General features: G+C 67.6%; 16 protein-coding genes and 1 pseudogene. 4 read left to right on the forward strand and 13 right to left on the reverse strand.

Annotation, left to right across the window (positions count from 1 at the left end; all coding sequences use genetic code 11):
* Nucleotide 1 precedes the first annotated feature (1 nt).
* Nucleotides 2–1,297: a heme biosynthesis HemY N-terminal domain-containing protein gene (locus AC5P6A_RS15965; protein ID WP_155028776.1), complete on the forward strand. Its 1,296-nt coding sequence runs from the start codon at nt 2–4 to the stop codon at nt 1,295–1,297.
* Nucleotides 1,298–1,389: 92 nt separating this feature from the next.
* On the opposite strand, the gene AC5P6A_RS15970 is transcribed toward AC5P6A_RS15965, so the two are convergent.
* Complete coding sequence (locus tag AC5P6A_RS15970; RefSeq protein ID WP_099551602.1) at nt 1,390–2,685, reverse strand: acetyl-CoA C-acetyltransferase; 1,296 nt, start codon at nt 2,683–2,685, stop codon at nt 1,390–1,392.
* A gap of 93 nt (nt 2,686–2,778) precedes the next feature.
* Between AC5P6A_RS15970 and AC5P6A_RS15975 the strand changes: the two genes are divergently transcribed.
* On the forward strand, nt 2,779–3,666 hold the full coding sequence (locus AC5P6A_RS15975) for a hypothetical protein (RefSeq protein ID WP_019661928.1): 888 nt from the start codon (nt 2,779–2,781) through the stop codon (nt 3,664–3,666).
* A gap of 212 nt (nt 3,667–3,878) precedes the next feature.
* Here AC5P6A_RS15975 and AC5P6A_RS15980 read toward each other — a convergent pair whose 3' ends face one another.
* The 11 genes from AC5P6A_RS15980 to glnA all read right to left on the reverse strand — a co-directional run bounded on the left by AC5P6A_RS15980 (nt 3,879) and on the right by glnA (nt 16,130).
* Nucleotides 3,879–4,505 (reverse strand): superoxide dismutase family protein, encoded by a 627-nt coding sequence (locus tag AC5P6A_RS15980; protein ID WP_346715241.1) that lies wholly within the window; start codon nt 4,503–4,505, stop codon nt 3,879–3,881.
* Between the two features lie 32 nt (nt 4,506–4,537).
* The gene (locus tag AC5P6A_RS15985) at nt 4,538–5,107 is read right to left on the reverse strand and encodes a superoxide dismutase family protein (protein WP_346715242.1); all 570 of its coding nucleotides are present in this window, start codon (nt 5,105–5,107) and stop codon (nt 4,538–4,540) included.
* Between the two features lie 93 nt (nt 5,108–5,200).
* Complete coding sequence (gene ntrC / locus AC5P6A_RS15990; protein WP_332329357.1) at nt 5,201–6,649, reverse strand: nitrogen regulation protein NR(I); 1,449 nt, start codon at nt 6,647–6,649, stop codon at nt 5,201–5,203.
* On the reverse strand, nt 6,642–7,703 hold the full coding sequence (locus AC5P6A_RS15995; protein WP_021204071.1) for a two-component system sensor histidine kinase NtrB: 1,062 nt from the start codon (nt 7,701–7,703) through the stop codon (nt 6,642–6,644). Before AC5P6A_RS15995 ends, ntrC begins: the two co-directional genes overlap by 8 nt.
* A gap of 115 nt (nt 7,704–7,818) precedes the next feature.
* Nucleotides 7,819–9,864, reverse strand: coding sequence for a TonB-dependent receptor (locus AC5P6A_RS16000; protein WP_495222353.1), 2,046 nt, complete (start codon nt 9,862–9,864; stop codon nt 7,819–7,821).
* A gap of 103 nt (nt 9,865–9,967) precedes the next feature.
* On the reverse strand, nt 9,968–10,282 hold the full coding sequence (locus AC5P6A_RS16005; protein ID WP_021204073.1) for a hypothetical protein: 315 nt from the start codon (nt 10,280–10,282) through the stop codon (nt 9,968–9,970).
* A gap of 84 nt (nt 10,283–10,366) precedes the next feature.
* Nucleotides 10,367–11,542: a murein transglycosylase A gene (gene mltA / locus AC5P6A_RS16010; RefSeq protein ID WP_332329360.1), complete on the reverse strand. Its 1,176-nt coding sequence runs from the start codon at nt 11,540–11,542 to the stop codon at nt 10,367–10,369.
* A gap of 67 nt (nt 11,543–11,609) precedes the next feature.
* Nucleotides 11,610–12,356, reverse strand: a complete 747-nt coding sequence (locus AC5P6A_RS16015; protein ID WP_019661936.1) for an N-acetylmuramoyl-L-alanine amidase — start codon at nt 12,354–12,356, stop codon at nt 11,610–11,612.
* A 220-nt stretch (nt 12,357–12,576) separates the two neighbouring features.
* Entirely contained in the window at nt 12,577–14,013 is a 1,437-nt protein-coding gene (gene amt, locus AC5P6A_RS16020; protein ID WP_346715244.1) for an ammonium transporter, read from the reverse strand.
* Nucleotides 14,014–14,035: 22 nt separating this feature from the next.
* Nucleotides 14,036–14,374: a P-II family nitrogen regulator gene (locus AC5P6A_RS16025; RefSeq protein WP_004134334.1), complete on the reverse strand. Its 339-nt coding sequence runs from the start codon at nt 14,372–14,374 to the stop codon at nt 14,036–14,038.
* Nucleotides 14,375–14,720: 346 nt separating this feature from the next.
* A complete protein-coding gene (gene glnA, locus AC5P6A_RS16030; RefSeq protein ID WP_019661939.1) occupies nt 14,721–16,130 on the reverse strand; it encodes a type I glutamate--ammonia ligase in 1,410 nt (469 codons plus the stop codon).
* A gap of 224 nt (nt 16,131–16,354) precedes the next feature.
* On the opposite strand from glnA, the gene AC5P6A_RS16035 reads away from it, so the two are divergent.
* Together AC5P6A_RS16035 and AC5P6A_RS16040 are read left to right on the forward strand one after the other, a co-directional pair.
* Complete coding sequence (locus AC5P6A_RS16035; protein ID WP_111097740.1) at nt 16,355–17,149, forward strand: undecaprenyl-diphosphate phosphatase; 795 nt, start codon at nt 16,355–16,357, stop codon at nt 17,147–17,149.
* A gap of 73 nt (nt 17,150–17,222) precedes the next feature.
* Nucleotides 17,223–18,050, forward strand: a complete 828-nt coding sequence (locus tag AC5P6A_RS16040) for an META and DUF4377 domain-containing protein (RefSeq protein WP_155028770.1) — start codon at nt 17,223–17,225, stop codon at nt 18,048–18,050.
* Between the two features lie 72 nt (nt 18,051–18,122).
* Here AC5P6A_RS16040 and AC5P6A_RS16045 read toward each other — a convergent pair.
* Nucleotides 18,123–18,236, reverse strand: a pseudogene (locus AC5P6A_RS16045) (IS110 family transposase); the annotation flags it as partial.

Consider the following 18,236-nt stretch of genomic DNA (forward strand, 5'->3'; position numbering starts at 1 on the left):
CATGAAACCCCTGCAATCCCTGGTCGTGCTGTTGCTGGCCGTGGCCATCGGCGTGGTCGCCGCGCAATGGCTCGGCGCCGATGACCTGAACCGCTTCGGCGAGGTGACCCTGCGCTACGGCGGCTACGACTATCACAGCAACCTGCCGAAGGTAGCGCTGCTGGCGGTGATCACGGTCCTGGTGCTGTGGCTGCTGTGGAGCCTGATCGCTGCACCGTTCCGTGCCTGGGGCCGCTACCGCCGCAAGCAGGGCAGGGTGCGCCTGATCGACGGCCTGCAGGCCTACGAGCATGGCCAGTGGCAGCGTGCCGAGAAACTGCTGGACGGTGCGGCCAAGGACCCGGAGGTGAGCGCGGTGGCGCTGGCCAATGCGGTGCGCAGCGCACAGGCGCGCGCCGACGGCCCCGCCGGTGAAGCACTGCTGCAGCGCCTGGGCGAAAGCGATGCCACGCTGCAGGCGCTGCTGCGCGCCGAACAGCTGTTGGCGCGCGACCTGCCGGTGGATGCGATCAACGCATTGGACGTAGCCGCGATCCAGCCGCTGCCGCCGCGCGGCCTGTGGCTGCGTACCGAAGCGCTGGCACAGGCCGGCCGCGCCCACGAGGCGTATGGCCAGCTGGGTGCACTGCGCCAGAGCAAGGTGCTGCCGGCCGACGCCAACAGCGAACTGGAAGCCCGCCTGGCCGCACAGGCGCTGCTGGAAGCGGCCGACGTCAACGCGCTGGCCGCGCAGTGGGAAGCCACGCCGAAGGCGCTGCGCCCGACCCCGGACGTGGTCGGCGCGTATGCCAGCCGCGCGGTGGCCCTGAACTGGGACGAGCCGGCGCTGCTGGCGCTGGAACAGGCGCTGGACCAGCGCTGGGACGACGAACTGGTGGCGCTGTACGGCCGCCTGCCGGCCGAGCGCCTGGCCACCCGCCAGGCCAACCTGGCGCGCTGGCGCAATGTGCATGATGGCTCGGCCGCACTGCATCTGGCGCAGGGCCGCGTGGCCCTGGCCCAGCAGCAGTGGGATGCCGCCGATACGTTCCTGCACGAGGCCATCGCCGCCGGCGCCGGTGCCCCAGCGTGGGAGGCACTGGGTGAACTGTTCGCGCAGCGTGGCGAACACGCGCTGGCGGCACAGTGCCTGGCCAATGCGCTGCGCCTGCAGCGCGGCGAGGACAGCGTGGAACTGGTACGCGGCAGCGAAGCGCCGCTGCGTGCCACGGTGGAAGAGCAGCCGATCGCGGTCCAGCCCCCGGTATATGACGCCAACGAAGAGCGCGACGAATTCGGCAACCCGCGGTTGCCGTGAAGCGTGCCGACCAACGGTCGGCACACACCGGAGAAAAAGAACGCCGCCCACCGGGCGGCGTTTTCATATGTGGAACCCGGTAGTCGCAGCGATCAGCGTTCGACGATCGCCACCACGCCCATGCCGCCGGCGGTGCAGATCGACACCAGCGCGCGGCCACCGCCGCGTTCGGCCAGCTGCTTGGCGGCGGTAGCGATCACGCGTGCGCCGGTGGCGGCGAACGGATGACCGGTGGCCAGCGACGAACCCAGCAGGTTGATCTTGTCCGGGTCGATGCGACCCAGCGGTGCATCCAGGCCCAGGCGGTTGCGGCAGTAATCCTCGCTCTCCCACGCACGCAGGGTGCACAGCACCTGCGCGGCGAAGGCCTCGTGGATCTCGTAGATGTCGAAGTCCTGCAGGGTCAGGCCATTGCGCTTGAGCATCTCCGGCACGGCCACGGTCGGTGCCATCAGCAGGCCTTCGCCATGCACGAAGTCCACCGCAGAGACATGCGCATCGCGCAGATAGGCCTGCGGCTCATGGCCGTGCGCACGTGCCCACTCTTCGCTGGCCAGCAGTACCGCAGCGGCACCGTCGGTCAGCGGGGTGGAGTTGGCGGCGGTGAGCGTGCCACGGCCGGAGACCTTGTCGAACGCCGGCTTCAGCGTCGCCAGCTTTTCCAGCGAGGTATCCGGGCGCAGGATGTTGTCACGCTCGACGCCACGGAACGGTGCGATCAGGTCGTTGAAGAATCCGCGCTCATAGGCGGCAGCCAGCTTCTTGTGCGAGGACACCGCCCACTCGTCCTGCGAGTCGCGCGAGATGTTCCACTCCTTGGCCATGTCCTCGCAGTGGTCGCCCATGCTCTTGCCGGTGCGCGGCTCGGCCACGCCCGGGAACTCGGGCTTGAGCTCGGAGAACTTGAAGCCAGCGGTGAGTGCGCGGATCTTGTCGCCGGTGCTCTTGGCGCGGTTGGCGGCCAGCAGGCGTGCACGCAGCTTCTTGCCGTAGACGATCGGCACGTCGGAGGTGGTGTCCGAACCACCACCGATGCCCGATTCAATCTGGCCCAGCGCGATCTTGTTGGCCACGGTGATGATGCTGTCCAGCGAGGTACCGCAGGCGCGCTGCAGGGTGATGCCCGGGGTCAGCGGCGACAGGCCGGAGGACAGCGTGGCTTCGCGGCCCAGGTTCCAGTCGCTGGAGTGCTTGATCACCGCACCCATTGCCACTTCACCCAGCTGCTGGCCATGCAGGCCGAACCGTTCGACCAGCGCACCCAGCGTACGGACCGACATGCCGAGGTTGCCGACATCCGAATACGCGGTGTTCTGGCGACAGAACGGAATGCGGACGCCACCGAGGATGGCGACGGGACGAGCGTTGGGCATGGAGATACCTGGCATGGATGAGGGTGTCTGCAACATGGCCTGCACGGCGGAGCAGGCATAATGGAGCCAAGTGTAGCTGCCGCCCTGTGATGGGCCAACCGTGGAACCATGAGCAAACCCGACCCCGCGATGAATGCCCTTGGCGTGCTGGCCCTGGAACTGGCCGGCGGTGAAATCCCCCGCCAGGCGGTGCTCAGCGCAGAACAGGCCGGTGAACTGGCCGAACGCGTCGGCCGTGACCTGTCCAAGCTGGTGCCACAGGTAGCCGAGCTGGACCTGGTGTTCGCCGCCGCCCATTTCGACCCGGCCGAAGTGCTGCGCCCGGGCTGGCCGATCCATCGCCGCCTGGAAGAACTGCAGATGCGTGCTCCGGGCCGCAACCAGGGCCCGCGCCTGCTGGCCTTCGGTACCGATGCCGAGGGTGATGTGCCGCTGCCGTTCCAGGCCGATGCCAGCCTGGTTGGCGGTGGCCTGCGCGTGGTGCCGTTCCTGCTGACCGGCAGCGATGTGGCCACCACCAACGCGGTCGCGCATGCGCTGGAAGACACCTTGCTCGCCAACGGCATGGCGCATGCCGACACCGCGCTGATGGCGCAGAACAGCTTCGGTGCGCGGATCGAACACGCACGCTACTTCACCGTGAACGATCTGGCCGCGATGATGTCGATGCAGTACGACAACCAGGGCCTGGCCGCGCTGTGGCCGCTGATCGAGACCGCGATCATGGCGCCGGGCGAGGACGAGTGGCTCAATGCCGCGCCCGAGCCGCTGCTGCGCTATACGCACGGCGAAGCACGCATGGCACTGTTCGACCCGGCCGGTTGGTGCGCGCACTACAACCACAGCAAGAACGATTGCGACCGCCTGAAGGGCATCTACGAACAGTTCCTGATGCGCCAGCGGCAGATGGCTGCGGTGCTGGAGGCACACGGCGTGCCGGTGCTGTTCGTGCACTGCGAGGCCGGGCAGGACGCGCGCGAGCTGCTGGCGCGCTGATCTGCGGATGCGCACCGCCGGGCATGGCCCGGCGCTACCGTGCAATTGCGTTTCGCCGGGGCGCGACCGCCGTGCGTATTGCTGTAGCGCCGAGCCCATGCTCGGCTCAGGTCCACCGAAGAGCAGCCGAGCATGGGCTCGGCTCTACAGGAAGCGATGCAAAGAAAAGCGCCGGCTTGCGCCGGCGTTTTCCGTTCCCAGCAGGATCGCCCTTACGGGGCCTTCTGGATCACCGCACATGCCAGGCGCGCGCCGGCGTTGCCGGTCGGCTGGGTCTTGTAGTCGTCCGCGTCGGCGTGGACGATCAGGCCACGGCCGATGATGTCGAAGTCATCACCCTTGCCGATGTTGACGTTGCTCGACACCGGGCCGTCGATGGTGGCCACGCCCTTGTCGTCGGCCTTGATGTTGGGCATGTCGCCACCGTGGTGCGGATCAGCGGACACGCTGCCGTGATCCTGCTTGCCCGGGTTGAAGTGGCCACCGGCGCTCATGCCGTCCGGGGCGCTGCAGTCGCCCTTCTCGTGGATGTGGAAGCCGTGCTCGCTGCCCGGCTTCAGGCCGCTGATCTGGCCGGTCACGTGCACCTTGCCATCAACCACCTTGAAGGTGACGCTGCCCTTGGTCTCGTTGCCCTGGGTCGGTGCCAGTTCGGCCGTTGCCGAAGCATCGCCCGTCGGTGCAGCCGCCGGTGCCGGGGCCGCAGCCGGCTCGGTGGTGGCGCCGTCAGCCGGCGCGGCCGGCGGGGTTTCAGTCTGCGGCGCGGCGGGCTGCTGGTTGCAGGCCGCCAGGCCCAGCGCGGCGATGGCCGCAAACAGCGAAGTGTGGATCAGACGCATTGGAATCTCTCCCTCGATGATGCCTGCAGTGATCAGCGGACGACCCGGATCACGCCACAGGCGATGCGGACGCCGGCATTGCCGGCGGGCTGGCTGCGATAGTCGTCGGCGTTGGCATGCACGACCAGTGCGCGTCCGGCGATATCGGTGGCGGCGCCTCCGCCAAGGGTAACCCCCTTGAGGTGGATATCGACGTTGGCGCGGCCCTGGGCATCGGCACGCAGATTGTCCATGTCGCCCAGGTGGTGCTTGCCGGTGCCGGCGCGGCCATGCGCAGCGCCACCGGGATTGAAGTGATTGCCGGCACTGCTGGCATCCACCGCACTGCAGTCGCCGCGCTCATGGATGTGGAAGCCGGCCTGCTGCATCGGCTGCAGGCCACCGACCAGGCCGGTGATGTGGATGCCACCAGGCTCCACCATCAGTGCGATGCGGCCACTGACGATGCTGGCCGAGGCCGGCGCGAGATTGGCCTCGCCCTGCTTCGCAGCACTGACCACGGTCGGCGGTGGCGACGTGGGTTCGGCCTTCTTCGGCGCACTGCCACAGGCAGACAGCAGCACGGCGGCGGACAACGGCAGGATGGCAAAGGACAGACGCATCGAAGACTCCTTGCAGGTGACACTAAGCATTGCATCGTCCATGAACGATCAACGGTTCGGCAAGCGGGCGCGAGGATCGCGTGCAGGGACCGTTCAATGGCCCCCGCGGCGGCGCCCGGCGCCCAGCTTGCGGGTAAGCGTATTGCGGCCCAGGCCCAGGCGGGCAGCGGCCTCGGCGCGGCGGCCATGGGTAATCTGAAGCGCCGCTTCCAGCAGCGCATGGTCGACCCGCTCGCGCACCTGCGCATGCAGCCCTTCCACACCTTCGGCCAGCTGGCGGCGCGCCCATTCGGCCAGCAGCACTTCCCACTGGCCTGGATCGGCACCGCTGATGCTGCCGCGACGGCCCCGCGTACGGTTCAGCGCGGTATCGACGTCGGCAACGCCGATGGTGTCAGCGGCGGCCAGCGCGGCCATCCGCCAGCACACGTTTTCCAGTTCGCGCACGTTGCCGGGCCAGTCGTGTTCGCGCAGCGCCTGCAGCGCCGCGGCGGTGAGGCGCTTCGGTGGCGTGTCCAGCCTGCGTGCGGCGGCAGCCAGGAAGGTGCTGGCCAGTTGCGCGATATCTTCACGGCGCTCGCGCAGCGGCGGCAACTGCAGGCGCACCACGTCGAGGCGGTGCAGCAGGTCCGCGCGGAACTTCCCCTGCGCGACCAGCCCTTCCAGGTCCTGGTGGGTGGCGGCCACCACGCGCACATCGACGCGGATCAGTTCGCGGCCACCGACGCGGAAGAACTCGCCCTGCGCCAGCACGCGCAGCAACCGGGTCTGCAACGGCAGCGGCATGTCGCCGATCTCGTCAAGGAACAGCGTGCCACCGTTGGCCTGCTCGAAGCGGCCGATATGGCGGCGCTGCGCACCGGTGAAGGCACCGGCCTCGTGGCCGAACAACTCGCTTTCCAGCAGCTCGGACGGGATTGCAGCGGTATTGAGCGCGACGAACGGCCCATGCGCACGCGGCGATTCGCGATGCAGTGCATTGGCCACCAGCTCCTTGCCGGTGCCGGTCTCGCCGGTGATCAGCACCGCCAGCGGCGCCTGCGCCAGGCGACCGATGGCGCGGAACAGCGCGCGCATCGGTGGCGTCTCACCCACCAGTTGCGGCGGTTGGTCGCCATGCGCTTCCGGCGCAGGCGTGGGCGCTGCCAGTGCCGGCGCCACCGCCGGCAGCACGCGCTGCGCCAGCGCCACGGCATCGTCCAGGTCGAACGGCTTGGACAGGAATTCATGCGCGCCGCCGCGGAACGCACCGGCCGTGCTGGCCACATCGGTATAGGCCGACATCACGACCACCGGCAGCTGCGGCAACGCGGCCTTGAGCTTGTCCAGCAGCACCAGGCCATCGTCGCCAGGCATGCGCACATCGGTGAACAGCAGCGCCGGCGGCGCGCCTTCGCCCAGGGCCTGCAGGGCTGCCGCAGCGCTGTCGAAATCGACGACCTGGTAGCCCGCCTCGCGCAGCGCGGTGCACAGCACGAAGCGCACGGCACGATCGTCATCGACCACCCAGATGCGCTGCGGGGACGAAGAAGACTCAGACATCGCGCGGGGCCTCCTCGGCCGGGGCGGCGCCACTGACAATCGGCAGCAGCAGGGTGAACACGGTATGGCCCGGGCGCGAGCGGTAGGTCAGCGTGCCGCGGTGCTCGCGCGCCACCTGCTGGGCCAGCGCCAGGCCCAGGCCAGTGCCTTCGGCGCGGCCACTGACCAGCGGCAGGAACAGGTGCTCGGCCAGTTCCTCGGGTACACCACGGCCGTCGTCGGCAATTTCCAGGCGCAACGCCAGCGTGTGCAGCTGCTCGGCGATGCGCGCGCCATGCTCCACGCGGGTGCGCAGGGTGATGCTGCCGGCACCGGCCTGGATTGCGTTTCGCACCAGGTTCCACACCGCCTGGGTAAGACGGTCGGCGTCGCCACGGAATTCGGGAATGCTGGGGTCGTAGTCGCGCTGCAGGCGCACTGCCCAGCCGGCCTCGTTCTCAGCCAGGCGCAGCACGCGTTCCAGCGCGGCATGGATGTTCAGTTCGGCGTGCGGTGCGGCCGGGGCCGGCGACAGCAGCTGGTCGAGCAGGCCGTTGAGGCGCTCGATCTCCGAGCCGATCAGTTCGATCAGTTCGCGCTCGCTGGCCTCGCGCTGGGCCGCGCGGCGGGCCAGCAGCTGGGCCGCACCCTTCAACCCGGCCAGCGGGTTGCGCAGCTCGTGGGCCAGGCCCTTCAGCGCCGCGCTGAGCGCGCTGGGCAGGGCCTGCGTCGGGTCCAGCCCAGGGAATTCGTCGACCGGATGTGCCTCCAGCAACCAGCCGCCATCGTCGCGGCGGCTCATCCAGCCCTCGGCGAAGCGCGGCGCCTCGCCGGGCACCGCCAGCGCCAACCGGTTCAGGCGCAGGCTGTCGCGCTCATCGCGTGCCAGGAAGTGGGCCAGCGCTTCGCCCTGCACTTCCAGTGCAGCCAGCGGCTGGCCCAGCAGGCGGCGCCCGCTGACACCCAGCCAGCGGCCGAAGGCCGGATTGCAGCCGATGATGCGGCCATCGGCCCCGGCCCAGGCCAGCGGCGTGCCCAGGGCATCGAGGGACGGCGGGGGTGCGGGGTCGGACATTGCACCAATGTAGTGCAAAATGCGGGGTTCGGGGTCAGAGCACGTTCCGCCAGAAAAGGGCTCCGGCCCCTGCCGCAGGTCGAGCGAGCTCGACCACTACCAGATGCGTGGCCGGTTACAGCTTCATGTTGAGGCCGACGAACACACTGCGTCCCGGGGCCGGCGAAAACATCGGGCGGGCGCTGTCCCAGAAGAAGCTGTCGTACCAGGCGTAGGCGTACTGGCGATTGGTGGCGTTCTTCAGCTGCAGGTCCACGCTGAATCGCGGGGTGAGCTGGTAGGCAGCACTGAGGTCGAGCACGGCGAAGCCACCGAACTTGCCGGCTACGTTGCGCTCTTCCAGGTAGTAATCGCCCTGTGCACGCGCCTGCAGGCCCAGCCGCAGCGCATCACTGGCGCGGTAATCCACGCCCAGATTGCTGATGTGGCGCGGGGTGGCAGCCACTTGGCGTCCCTGCAGGGAAACGCCGGCATCGCGGTCGTCGCGGGTGATCTTCGCTTCCTGGTAGGCGTGCGACGCCCACACCGTCCAGTCGTCGCCCAGTTGCAGGCTCAACTGCGCATCCACGCCGCGCCGGCGGGTCTTGCCCAAGGTGACCGTCGTACCGGTAGCCGGCATGTTGGATACCTCGTTCTCTGCATCCTGCTGCCACACCGCCAGGCGTGCCTGACTGCCGGCAAACGGCTGGAATTTCAGGCCCAGCTCCATGCCGGTGTTGGTGGACGGCTGCATCGGCGCCTGCCCCGGGGTGAGGTAGGCCGGTGCGGTGGACCCGGTCAGTACCTGGAAGGTGCGGCCCCAGTTCGCGTAGACGTGGGTGGTCTGGCCCAGGCTGTGGATGACGCTCAGCTTGGGCTGGCCGATCGTGCCGTAGTCCTGCAGGCGGCCGCTGATGCAGCTCATCAGGTGCGTGCTACCACTGAAGCGGTCGATACGGTAGGCCGGCACGATCTTCCACGCCTCGCCGGGCTGGTAGATGGCCTGCACGTAGGCACCCCAGTTGTCGAAGCTGTGGCGGTCGTTGTTCTGCACGCGCGCCGGTGCCTGGCTGAAATCGGTGGGTTCGGCGTAGGCGTAGCGCTCGCGGAGGTAGCCGTTGTCCTGCTGCTCGTAGTTCAGGCCGCCTTCGACGGTAAGCGCGGGGCTGGCCTGCCAGGTGAGCGTGCTGAGCAGGCCGGTCTGGCGCTCATCCCACACGCGGCGCTGGCGCGGCAGGTTGCCGGTGGGCAGGTCGCTGAAGGTCACGCGGCGATCGTCTTCGTAGCGGTTGTAGTACAGCCGCGTGCCGAAGGTAATCGTGTCGGACAGCTTCAGATCCACGTGCGCGGCGATCTGGCGCATGTCGCGGTCATCGCCATCGTTGCCGTTGCGCAGGTCGCTGCCGCGACGGTGCGTACGCAGTTCGTCGGCCGTCATGAAGCCGGGTTCGTCCGCCTCGTGGTGGTAGGCGCGTGCGGTCAGGCCCACGCGCAGGCCGTCGTCCAGCGAGCCATGGAACCACTTGCCGCCCAGCGAATACTTCTTCGAGGCATCGTGATCGCGGTAGCCGTCGCTGGCCTGGGTGCCGACGAAGTAGTTCTGCGCGAAGCCATCGCTTTCGCGGCCGATCGCCAGCTGCGCATCGCGGGTGTTGTAGCTGCCGTAGGCCAGCCGCACGTCGGTGTAGGTGCCACCCTGGCGCGTACCGAAGTTCACGTTGCCGCCGATGTTGTGCAGGCCGTAGCGCGGGTCGTTGGTACCGCGCACCACTTCGATGTAGCTGATGTCCAGCGGGAACAGCATGTCGATGAAGCGCTGGTTGCCGCTGTTGACGTTGCTGGGGATGCCGTCAATGAGGGTCTTGATCGCGTTGAGGTAGCCCTCGCCGTTGAAGGCGCGGAAGCTGACCTTGCCCGATTCGGCACCCTGCCGCGTTTCGGTGAGCTGGATGCCGGGCATCTGCCCCAGCAGCTCCCAGCTGTGCGAGACGTTGCGGTCTTCGATCTGGTCCGGGCCGAGCACGTCCACCGAAGTCAGTACCTGGTGCGCACTGAGCTGGCCTTCGCCGTGCTGGTGCACCTGCACCTTGCCGAGAGTGAGCGCGGCATCGGCGGACTGTGCGAAAGCTTCAGGGGCGAACGGCGCGGCCGCCAAGGCGGCCACAAGGGTGGGAGTCTTCATGGGAAGGGGCGGTTGCGGCGAAATGTAATCATATAACATTTCACGTGCCCGCTTTTGCTGCGTCGAGCAAAGCTCGGCGCTACAAGGGCGGGAGCCGGGGGGATTACACCGGGTAGCCGGTGGCTTCCCGTGCCTTCTTCCAGGCGGCTTCGAATTCACGCGCGGAGATTTCGTCGTCCTCGTCGAAATCCAGGAACGACACCGGCTGGTCGGCCAGCAGGAAGCGGTCGTCGCTGTGGGCATGCTCGTCGGCCCAGACCATCCTGGTGCCGTAGATTTCCACCTGCCGCACGATCTTCTCGCCGCGCGCTTCCATCAGCACGTTGCCCTTGCCCAGGCCCGATTCGGCCCAGTGCTTGTAGTACTTCTTTGCGGCGGACTTCGCGCCGGGTTTTGCGTTGTGCTTTGCGTAGGTCATTGCAGGAGCCCTGGCCGCTGGCGCGGCCGGAAAGTGCGGAATGGCGCCATTATCGCCCGACCTCGCAGCGCGCAGGTGGGCGCTTCAGCGGGCCGGCGCTGGCAACGCCACGCCCTTCGGCCACAACATCCAGATGTTGCCCTTCTGCTTCATGTCGCCGGCCAGCTTGCCGGCGGCTTCGCCGCTGCCCCAGTACAGGTCGGCGCGCACTTCGCCGGCGATGGCACCGCCAGTGTCCTGCGCGGCCACCGGGCGCACCACCGGGCTGCCGTCCGGGCGCGCGGTGGACAGCCACAGCAGGCTGCCCAGCGGTACCACGGTGCGATCCACCGCCACGCTGTAGCCGGCGGTGAGCGGTACGTTCAGTGAACCACGCGGACCTTCCGGGCTGTCCGGAGTGCGCACGAAGAACACGTAGCTGGGGTTGCTGCGCAGCAGTTCCGGCACGCGCGCGGGATGGGCCCGGGCCCAGGCGCGGATCGCGTCCATGGTGACGTCTTCCTTCTTCAGCTGGCCCTGGTCCACCAGCCAGCGACCGATCGCGCGATAGGGGTGGCCGTTCTGCTCGGCATAGGCCAGCCGCACCTGCGTGCCATCAGCCAGGCGCACGCGGCCGGACCCTTGGATCTGCAGCAGCTGCAGGTCCATCGGGTCGGTCAGCCAGGCCAGCACCGGCGCCTTTACGCCTTTGGCGGCGATGGTGCCGGCATCGTCATAGGGCTTGAGCACCTTGCCCTCAACCCGCCCGCGCAGGCGCTTGCCCTTCAGTTCCGGGTAGAGGCTGTCCAGCTGCACCACGATCAGATCATCCGGCGTGCCGTACACCGGCACCGTGGCCTTATCGGTACGGGTAAGGCTGCCGGGGTAGATCGGCTCGTAGTAACCGGTGATCAATCCGTCGGCCTGATGGCCACCGGCACGCAGCGCATAGGCATCGAGGTCGCGCTGCAGGAACTGGCGGATCGCGGCCGGGTCCTTGTCTGACACGGCTGCGGCGGTGGCACAGGGCTTGGCCCAGGCAGCGTCGTTCTTCAGGCGGGTGCAGCTGCTGCGCCAGGCAACGAAGCCGGCCTGCAGATCGCTGTTTGAGACCGCTGGCAGGGCTTTCCAGTCGACCTTGGCGTAGGTGGCCGCCGGCGGTGAGGTCGCCGTGGGCGCTTCGGAACCCGTGCGGGGAGCGGTGGTGGCGCAACCGGCGAGCACCGCCGCTGCCAACAGGGTCCAGTGCTTGCGCTTGAAGAAGGTAGCGGAATCGATCATGCCGCCATGGTGGCGGGCCGGCCGCTGGGCGGCAACCCGGCGCGGGGTCAAGCGTTCATGCGCGGAGTCACGGCATCTGCAGCAGCAACGAATGCAGGATGCGGGCGTCCTCGGCATCCAGCGTCTTGGGCAGGTCGTCGCGGCCACGGAAACGGCGGTGGAAGGCGGCGACGGTGGCTTCTCGGTTGTCCAGTGGATAGCCGAAGCGGGCCAGCGCATTCCACGCGTCGAAGCCTTCCGGTGCCGCGCCGTCGGCCGCGCGCGGCCACACGCCGAAGCCGGCCTCGGCCAGCTGTTGCCACGGGAAGAAGCGGCTCGGATCCTGCTTGCGCGTCGGTGCCAGGTCGGCGTGGGCGATCACCTGGCGCGGCGGGATGTTCAGGCGGGTGGTTAGGTCACGCAGCAGCACGATCAGCGATTCGATCTGCGCCGCACTGAACGGGCTGCGGCCATCGTTGTCGAGCTCGATGCCGATCGAGGCCGAGTTGAGATCGGTGATGGTGCCCCATCGCCCGGCGCCGGCATGCCAGGCACGGCGCTCATCGGCGACGAGCTGGTAGCGATGGCCATCGGCGCCGATCAGGTAGTGCGCGCTGACCGGTCCACCGCTGTTGGCGGTACGCAGCGTATGCAGGCTCTGCTGCACCGATTTCTGCTCGGTGTGGTGGATGACGATGATGACCGGCGTGCGCGCGTTCTGGTTGGGCGAAGGCACCCAGGTGGCGAGCGGGTTGCGCGTTTCCCGTGGCGTGGAAGCGCAGGCGGCCAGCAACAGGCAGGCCGAGAGCATCAGTGTGGTGCGGATCGGAGGCATGGCCTGATTGTGCGCGATCTGGCGCGAGGGTGCATGTCACAAGAAAGATTCGGTAGATCCACGCCATGCGTGGATGCGCCACTCCGGCCGTGCCAGCCAACGGTCGGCACCCACCAGAGCAGACCCGGACCCTGTGCCAAGCAAGCTTGGCACCTACCAGAACCAGGACAGGGAAGTGCCGACCAACGGTCGGCACCCACCACGTCAGTACGCCGCTACCTCAGGCCTCGTAGGCAGACTCGCCGTGCGAAGTCACATCCAGGCCAGTGCGCTCTGCTTCTTCGGTCACGCGCAGGCCCACCACGACCTTTACCAGCAGCAGGATGACCGCGGTCACCACCGCCGACCACAGCACGGTCAGGCCGACGCTGACCACCTGCACCCACACCTGGTGGCCGATATCCAGATCGGCCTTGGTGCCGCCCAGCGACTGCGCGCTGAACACGCCGGTGAGGATCGCGCCGACGATGCCGCCGACACCATGCACACCGAACACGTCGGCGGTGTCGTCCACCTTCAGCAGGCGCTTGAGGCCGGTCACGCCCCACACGCAGATCACGCCGGCGACGAAGCCGATCACGATCGCGCCAAGCGGGCCGACCGTGCCACAGGCCGGGGTGATGCCGACCAGGCCGGCCACCGCACCCGAGGCTGCACCCAGCGCCGACGGCTTGCCCTTGCCGATCGCTTCCACCAGGGTCCAGCCGAGCACGGCGGCGGCGGTGGCCAGCACGGTATTGAGGAAGGCCAGCGAGGCCACCGTATCGGCCGCGGCGGCGGAACCGGCGTTGAAGCCGAACCAGCCTACCCACAGCAGCATGGCGCCGATGTAGGTAAACGGTACGTTGTGCGGCTTCAGCGCGGTCTGGCCGTAGCCCAGGCGCTTGCCGACGAGCCACGCGCCGACCAGGCCGGCCACGCCCGCATTGATGTGGACCACGGTGCCACCGGCGAAGTCGATCGCGCCCAGTTCACCCAGGTAGCCGCCGCCCCAGACGATGTGCGCCATCGGGATGTAGCTGAGGGTGAACCACAGTGCCGAGAACAGCAGTACCGCACGGAACTTGATGCGCTCGGCGAAGGCACCGACGATCAGCGCGGTGGTGATGCCGGCGAAGGTCGACTGGAAGGCGACGAACAGGTAATCCGGCAGGCCCTTGATCGGCGTATTGCCCACCGACTCCGGAGTGAAGCCCTTGAGGAAGGCGAATTCGGTGAACGAGCCGAAGAACGGATTGCCGGCGCTGAACACCGCACTGTAGCCATAGGCCACCCACAGCAGCAGCACCAGCGAGAACACCACCAGGATCTGGCTGAGCACCGACAGCACGTTCTTCGAACGCACCAGGCCGCCGTAGAACAGGGCAAGGCCTGGAACCACCATCAACAGCACCAGCAGGGTGGAGGTGAGCATCCAGGCGACGTCGCCACGATCATAGGCAGCGGCCGCTTCGGCCACGGCCGGCGCGGCGGCGGTGGCGGTGGCGGCCGGATCGTGCAGCGGCTCGACCGCCACGGTTTCGCTCGGCAGCGGCGACACCTGTGCCTGGGCGTGGGCGCTGCCCGGCCAGGCACCAGCGGCCAGCGCGCTGAGCAGCATCAACAGGCACACCAGATGGAACCGGGCTTGCCACCCGGTGAGAAGGCGCATCTTCATGGGGGAGTCTCCGGAAGGGGGCTTACAGCGCGTCGGCGCCGATTTCGCCGGTGCGGATGCGGATGACCTGCTCGACAGCGGTCACGAAGATCTTGCCGTCACCGATCTTGCCGGTGCCGGCAGACGACTGGATCGCTTCGATCACCGCGTCGGCACGTTCGTCGGTGACGACGGTTTCGATCTTGATCTTGGGCAGGAAGTCGACAACGTACTCGGCACCGCGATACAGCTCGGTGTGGCCCTTCTGGCGACCGAAACCTTTCACTTCGGTCACGGTGATGCCCGACACGCCTGCATCGGACAGGGCCTCGCGGACCTCGTCGAGCTTGAACGGTCGGATGATGGCGGAGATCAGTTTCATGCGCATGTCCCGAGGGTGGATGGGGCCAGCGCGCCAGCGCGCGTTGGCATCAGGCAACCACGGGTCATCAGGATGATGACCGTGGCTGTTGCACCGGACACGTACAGGGCCGGGACGGCCGTGCCTCTCTCCTTGCACGACCGACGCGGGAGGGAGGGCGGCCCTGGTCGCGTATCCGGTCTCTCTCTTGCCCCTGGATAAGCGGGCCAATGGCTCGCGTTCCAATGCAGCGGACTGACAGTCCGCTCTACAACGGCGGGCCTGCGCCCGCCCTGCGGCTCCCCAGCCGCGAGAACGGAAGCGATGGCGGCGGGTGGGAGGGGGAACCCACCGCCATCGCGCCCGGTCAGCTCGCGTAGTACAGCTGGTATTCCAGCGGGTGGGTGGCCGCGCGGAACTTGGTCACTTCCTGCATCTTCAGCGCGATGTAGCCGTCGATGAAGTCATCGCTCATCACGCCGCCGGCCTTGAGGAACTCGCGGTCCTTGTCCAGCGCTTCCAGCGCCTGGTCCAGCGAGGAGCAGACCTGCGGGATCAGCTTCTCTTCCTCCGGCGGCAGGTCGTACAGGTCCTTGTCGCTCGGTGCACCCGGGTCGATCTGGTTCTTGATGCCGTCCAGGCCGGCCATCATCAGCGCGGTGAAGGTCAGGTAGCCGGACTGGATCGGGTCGGGGAAGCGCATTTCGATGCGGCGCGCCTTCGGATTGGACACCCACGGAATGCGGCACGAGGCCGAACGGTTGCGGGCCGAGTAGGCCAGCATCACCGGCGCTTCGAAGCCCGGCACCAGGCGCTTGTAGCTGTTGGTGCCCGAGTTGGCGAAGGCATTGATGGCCTTGGCGTGCTTGAAGATGCCGCCGATGTACCACAGCGCCAGCTGGCTCAGGCCACCGTAGCCGTCACCGGAGAACAGGTTGGTGCCGCCCTTGGACAGCGACTGGTGCACATGCATGCCGCTGCCGTTGTCGCCGACGATCGGCTTGGGCATGAAGGTGACGGTCTTGCCGTTGCGGTGCGCGACGTTCTTGATGACGTACTTCATGCGCAGCAGCTCGTCGGCCTTCTGCACCAGGGTGCTGAACTTGGTGCCGATCTCGCACTGGCCGGCAGTGGCCACTTCGTGGTGCTGTACTTCCACTTCGATGCCGACCTGTTCCAGGGTCTTGCACATCTCGGCGCGCAGGTCGTGCAGGGTGTCGGTCGGCGGAACCGGGAAGTAGCCGCCCTTCACGCCGGGACGGTAGCCGCTGTTGGCGCCGTCATACTTGGCGCCGCTGTTCCATGCCGCTTCTTCCGAGTCGACCTTGAAGAAGGTGTTGCCCATTTCGTTGGCGAAACGGACCGAGTCGAAGATGAAGAATTCCGGCTCCGGGCCGAAGAACGCGGTTTCGGCGATGCCGGAGGACTTCAGGTAGGCCTCGGCACGCTTGGCGATGCCGCGCGGGCAGCGGCCATAGGCCTGCATGGTGGCCGGATCGAGGATGTCACAGCTGATCACCAGGGTCGGATCGGCGTAGAACGGATCGACGTAGGCGCTGGACGGGTCCGGCAGCAGCACCATGTCCGATTCGTTGATGCCCTTCCAGCCGGCGATCGAGCTGCCGTCGAACATCTTGCCTTCTTCGAACAGCGACGGCTCGACGATGCTGACCGGGAAGGTGACGTGCTGCTCGACGCCACGCATGTCCACGAAACGCAGATCGACGAATTCGATCTGGTTGTCCTTGATCAGCTTCTCAACGTTTTCCACGGACATCGGTACGACCTCGGATGGGGATGAATGCCTGCTGAGGTACAGCAATGACCGTGCCAACTTTTTGCGACCCGCAAGTCGTTGATTTACCTGAGCCCGCCCCGCACCGGTGCGGAACAGCGCGCACCAAACAGGTGCAGTCGGCAGCAGGCGCACCCGTTTGGTGCAGCAGGGATCGTCTATCCTCTCGACCTTCTTCCTTCCTGCCGCGCGTGCCCGCACCGTCCATGTCCGACCTGCTCTCCGCCCTGCTGCTGGGCATCCTCGAAGGCTTGACCGAATTCCTGCCGATCTCCAGCACCGGCCATCTGCTCATTGCCCAGCACTGGCTGGGTGCCCGCTCGGACTTCTTCAACATCGTCATCCAGGCCGGCGCGATCGTCGCGGTGGTGCTGGTGTTCCGCCAGCGCCTGCTGCAGCTGGCCACCGGCTTCAACCAGCGTGAGAACCGGGAGTATGTATTCAAGCTGGGGGCTGCGTTCCTGGTCACCGCCGTGGTCGGCCTGGTGGTACGCAAAGCCGGCTGGTCGCTGCCGGAGACGGTCAGTCCTGTGGCCTGGGCGCTGATCATCGGCGGTGTCTGGATGCTGCTGGTGGAGGCCTACACCGCGCGCCTGCCTGACCGCGACCAAGTGACCTGGACCGTGGCGATCGGCGTCGGCCTGGCGCAGGTGGTGGCAGGCGTATTCCCCGGTACCTCGCGCTCAGCCTCGGCGATCTTCCTGGCCATGCTGCTGGGCCTGAGCCGCCGCGCGGCGGCGGCCGAATTCGTGTTCCTGGTCGGCATTCCCACCATGTTCGCCGCCAGTGCCTACACTTTCCTGGAACTGGCCAGGGACGGGCAGCTGGGCAGCGAGAACTGGACCGAGGTGGGCGTGGCCTTCCTTGCCGCGGCCGTCACCGGCTTCGTCGTAGTGAAGTGGCTGATGGGCTACATCAAGTCGCACAGGTTCACGGCCTTCGCCCTCTACCGCATCGCGCTGGGCGCGGCGCTGCTGCTGTGGTTGCCCTCCGGCAGCTGAACAGCACCGGGGCACGGTAACCCCAATGCCAGCCCCACCCCGTTTCCCCCACGGTTCCCCAAGGAGAATCACCATGAACCGCAAGCTCACCCTGCTCCTCCCGCTGGCCCTGATGGCCGCGTGCAGCCAGACCCCGGCCCCGGCCGGCACCGGCGGCGATGACGTGGCCCCGGCCGCGGCCAAGGCAGCGGACCAGCAGACGCTGGCGCATCTGGACGCGCAGCGCCTGCAGAGCCAGCACTGGCTGCTGCAGCAGGCCACCGGCGCCGACGGCAAGCGCATCGACGCGCTGTTCGCCCGCCAGGACAAGCCGGTCACCCTCGACTTCGCTGACGGCCGCCTGTCGGTCAGCAACACCTGCAACCGCATGGGCGGTGGTTATACCTTCGACGCTGGCAAGCTGGCCGTCAGCGCGATGGCCTCGACCATGATGGCCTGCACCGACAAGGCGCTGATGGCGCTGGACGAGGCCGTGTCGAGCCGGCTGCAGGGCGAACTGAAGGCCGAGCAGGACGCTGATGGCAGGCTGACCCTGACCACCGCCAAGGGCGACACGCTGGTCTTCAACCCGGAACCGACCGCTGAAACCCGTTACGGCGGCGCCGGCGAAACCGTGTTCCTGGAAGTGGCCGCGAAGACCGAGAAGTGCTCGCACCCGCTGATCCCGGACTACCAGTGCCTGCAGGTGCGTGAAGTGAAGTTCGACGACAAGGGCCTGAAGCAGGGCGAGCCGGGCAAGTTCGAGAACTTCTACGGCACCATCGAGGGCTACACCCACGAAGACGGCGTGCGCAACGTGGTGCGCGTGAAGCGCTACGAGGTGAAGAACCCGCCGGCCGATGCGCCGTCGCAGGCGTACGTGCTGGACATGGTGGTCGAGTCGGCCATCGAGAAGAAATAAAACGATGGAAGGGCGGCCGAGAGGCCGCCCTTCTTCGTTGTGCGTTGTAGAGCCGAGATCCTATGTTCGTGGTCAAGCCTGCTGGAAGCAGGCTTGACCCACTTTCAGCATGGCCGGGTCAAAGTCCCGGCCGCTCTTGAAGACGCCCCAAGCGATCCTGGCCAGCTTTCTGGCCAGGATGTTGAA

It is taken from the genome of Stenotrophomonas sp. YJH_SMC_20 (assembly GCF_059367845.1).

Excerpts from the sequence above, each read along its gene's own strand:
- AC5P6A_RS15995 (WP_021204071.1), bottom strand. The coding sequence starts at position 7,703 with ATGTCCGACCCCGCACCCCCGCCGTCCCTCGATGCCCTGGGCACGCCG.
- AC5P6A_RS16040 (WP_155028770.1), top strand. The coding sequence starts at position 17,223 with ATGAACCGCAAGCTCACCCTGCTCCTCCCGCTGGCCCTGATGGCCGCG.
- ntrC (WP_332329357.1), bottom strand. The coding sequence starts at position 6,649 with ATGTCTGAGTCTTCTTCGTCCCCGCAGCGCATCTGGGTGGTCGATGAC.
- AC5P6A_RS15965 (WP_155028776.1), top strand. The coding sequence starts at position 2 with ATGAAACCCCTGCAATCCCTGGTCGTGCTGTTGCTGGCCGTGGCCATC.
- AC5P6A_RS15985 (WP_346715242.1), bottom strand. The coding sequence starts at position 5,107 with ATGCGTCTGTCCTTTGCCATCCTGCCGTTGTCCGCCGCCGTGCTGCTG.
- AC5P6A_RS16005 (WP_021204073.1), bottom strand. The coding sequence starts at position 10,282 with ATGACCTACGCAAAGCACAACGCAAAACCCGGCGCGAAGTCCGCCGCA.
- AC5P6A_RS15975 (WP_019661928.1), top strand. The coding sequence starts at position 2,779 with ATGAGCAAACCCGACCCCGCGATGAATGCCCTTGGCGTGCTGGCCCTG.
- AC5P6A_RS16035 (WP_111097740.1), top strand. The coding sequence starts at position 16,355 with ATGTCCGACCTGCTCTCCGCCCTGCTGCTGGGCATCCTCGAAGGCTTG.
- AC5P6A_RS15980 (WP_346715241.1), bottom strand. The coding sequence starts at position 4,505 with ATGCGTCTGATCCACACTTCGCTGTTTGCGGCCATCGCCGCGCTGGGC.
- mltA (WP_332329360.1), bottom strand. The coding sequence starts at position 11,542 with ATGATCGATTCCGCTACCTTCTTCAAGCGCAAGCACTGGACCCTGTTG.
- amt (WP_346715244.1), bottom strand. The coding sequence starts at position 14,013 with ATGAAGATGCGCCTTCTCACCGGGTGGCAAGCCCGGTTCCATCTGGTG.
- glnA (WP_019661939.1), bottom strand. The coding sequence starts at position 16,130 with ATGTCCGTGGAAAACGTTGAGAAGCTGATCAAGGACAACCAGATCGAA.
- AC5P6A_RS16000 (WP_495222353.1), bottom strand. The coding sequence starts at position 9,864 with ATGAAGACTCCCACCCTTGTGGCCGCCTTGGCGGCCGCGCCGTTCGCC.
- AC5P6A_RS16015 (WP_019661936.1), bottom strand. The coding sequence starts at position 12,356 with ATGCCTCCGATCCGCACCACACTGATGCTCTCGGCCTGCCTGTTGCTG.
- AC5P6A_RS15970 (WP_099551602.1), bottom strand. The coding sequence starts at position 2,685 with ATGCCAGGTATCTCCATGCCCAACGCTCGTCCCGTCGCCATCCTCGGT.
- AC5P6A_RS16025 (WP_004134334.1), bottom strand. The coding sequence starts at position 14,374 with ATGAAACTGATCTCCGCCATCATCCGACCGTTCAAGCTCGACGAGGTC.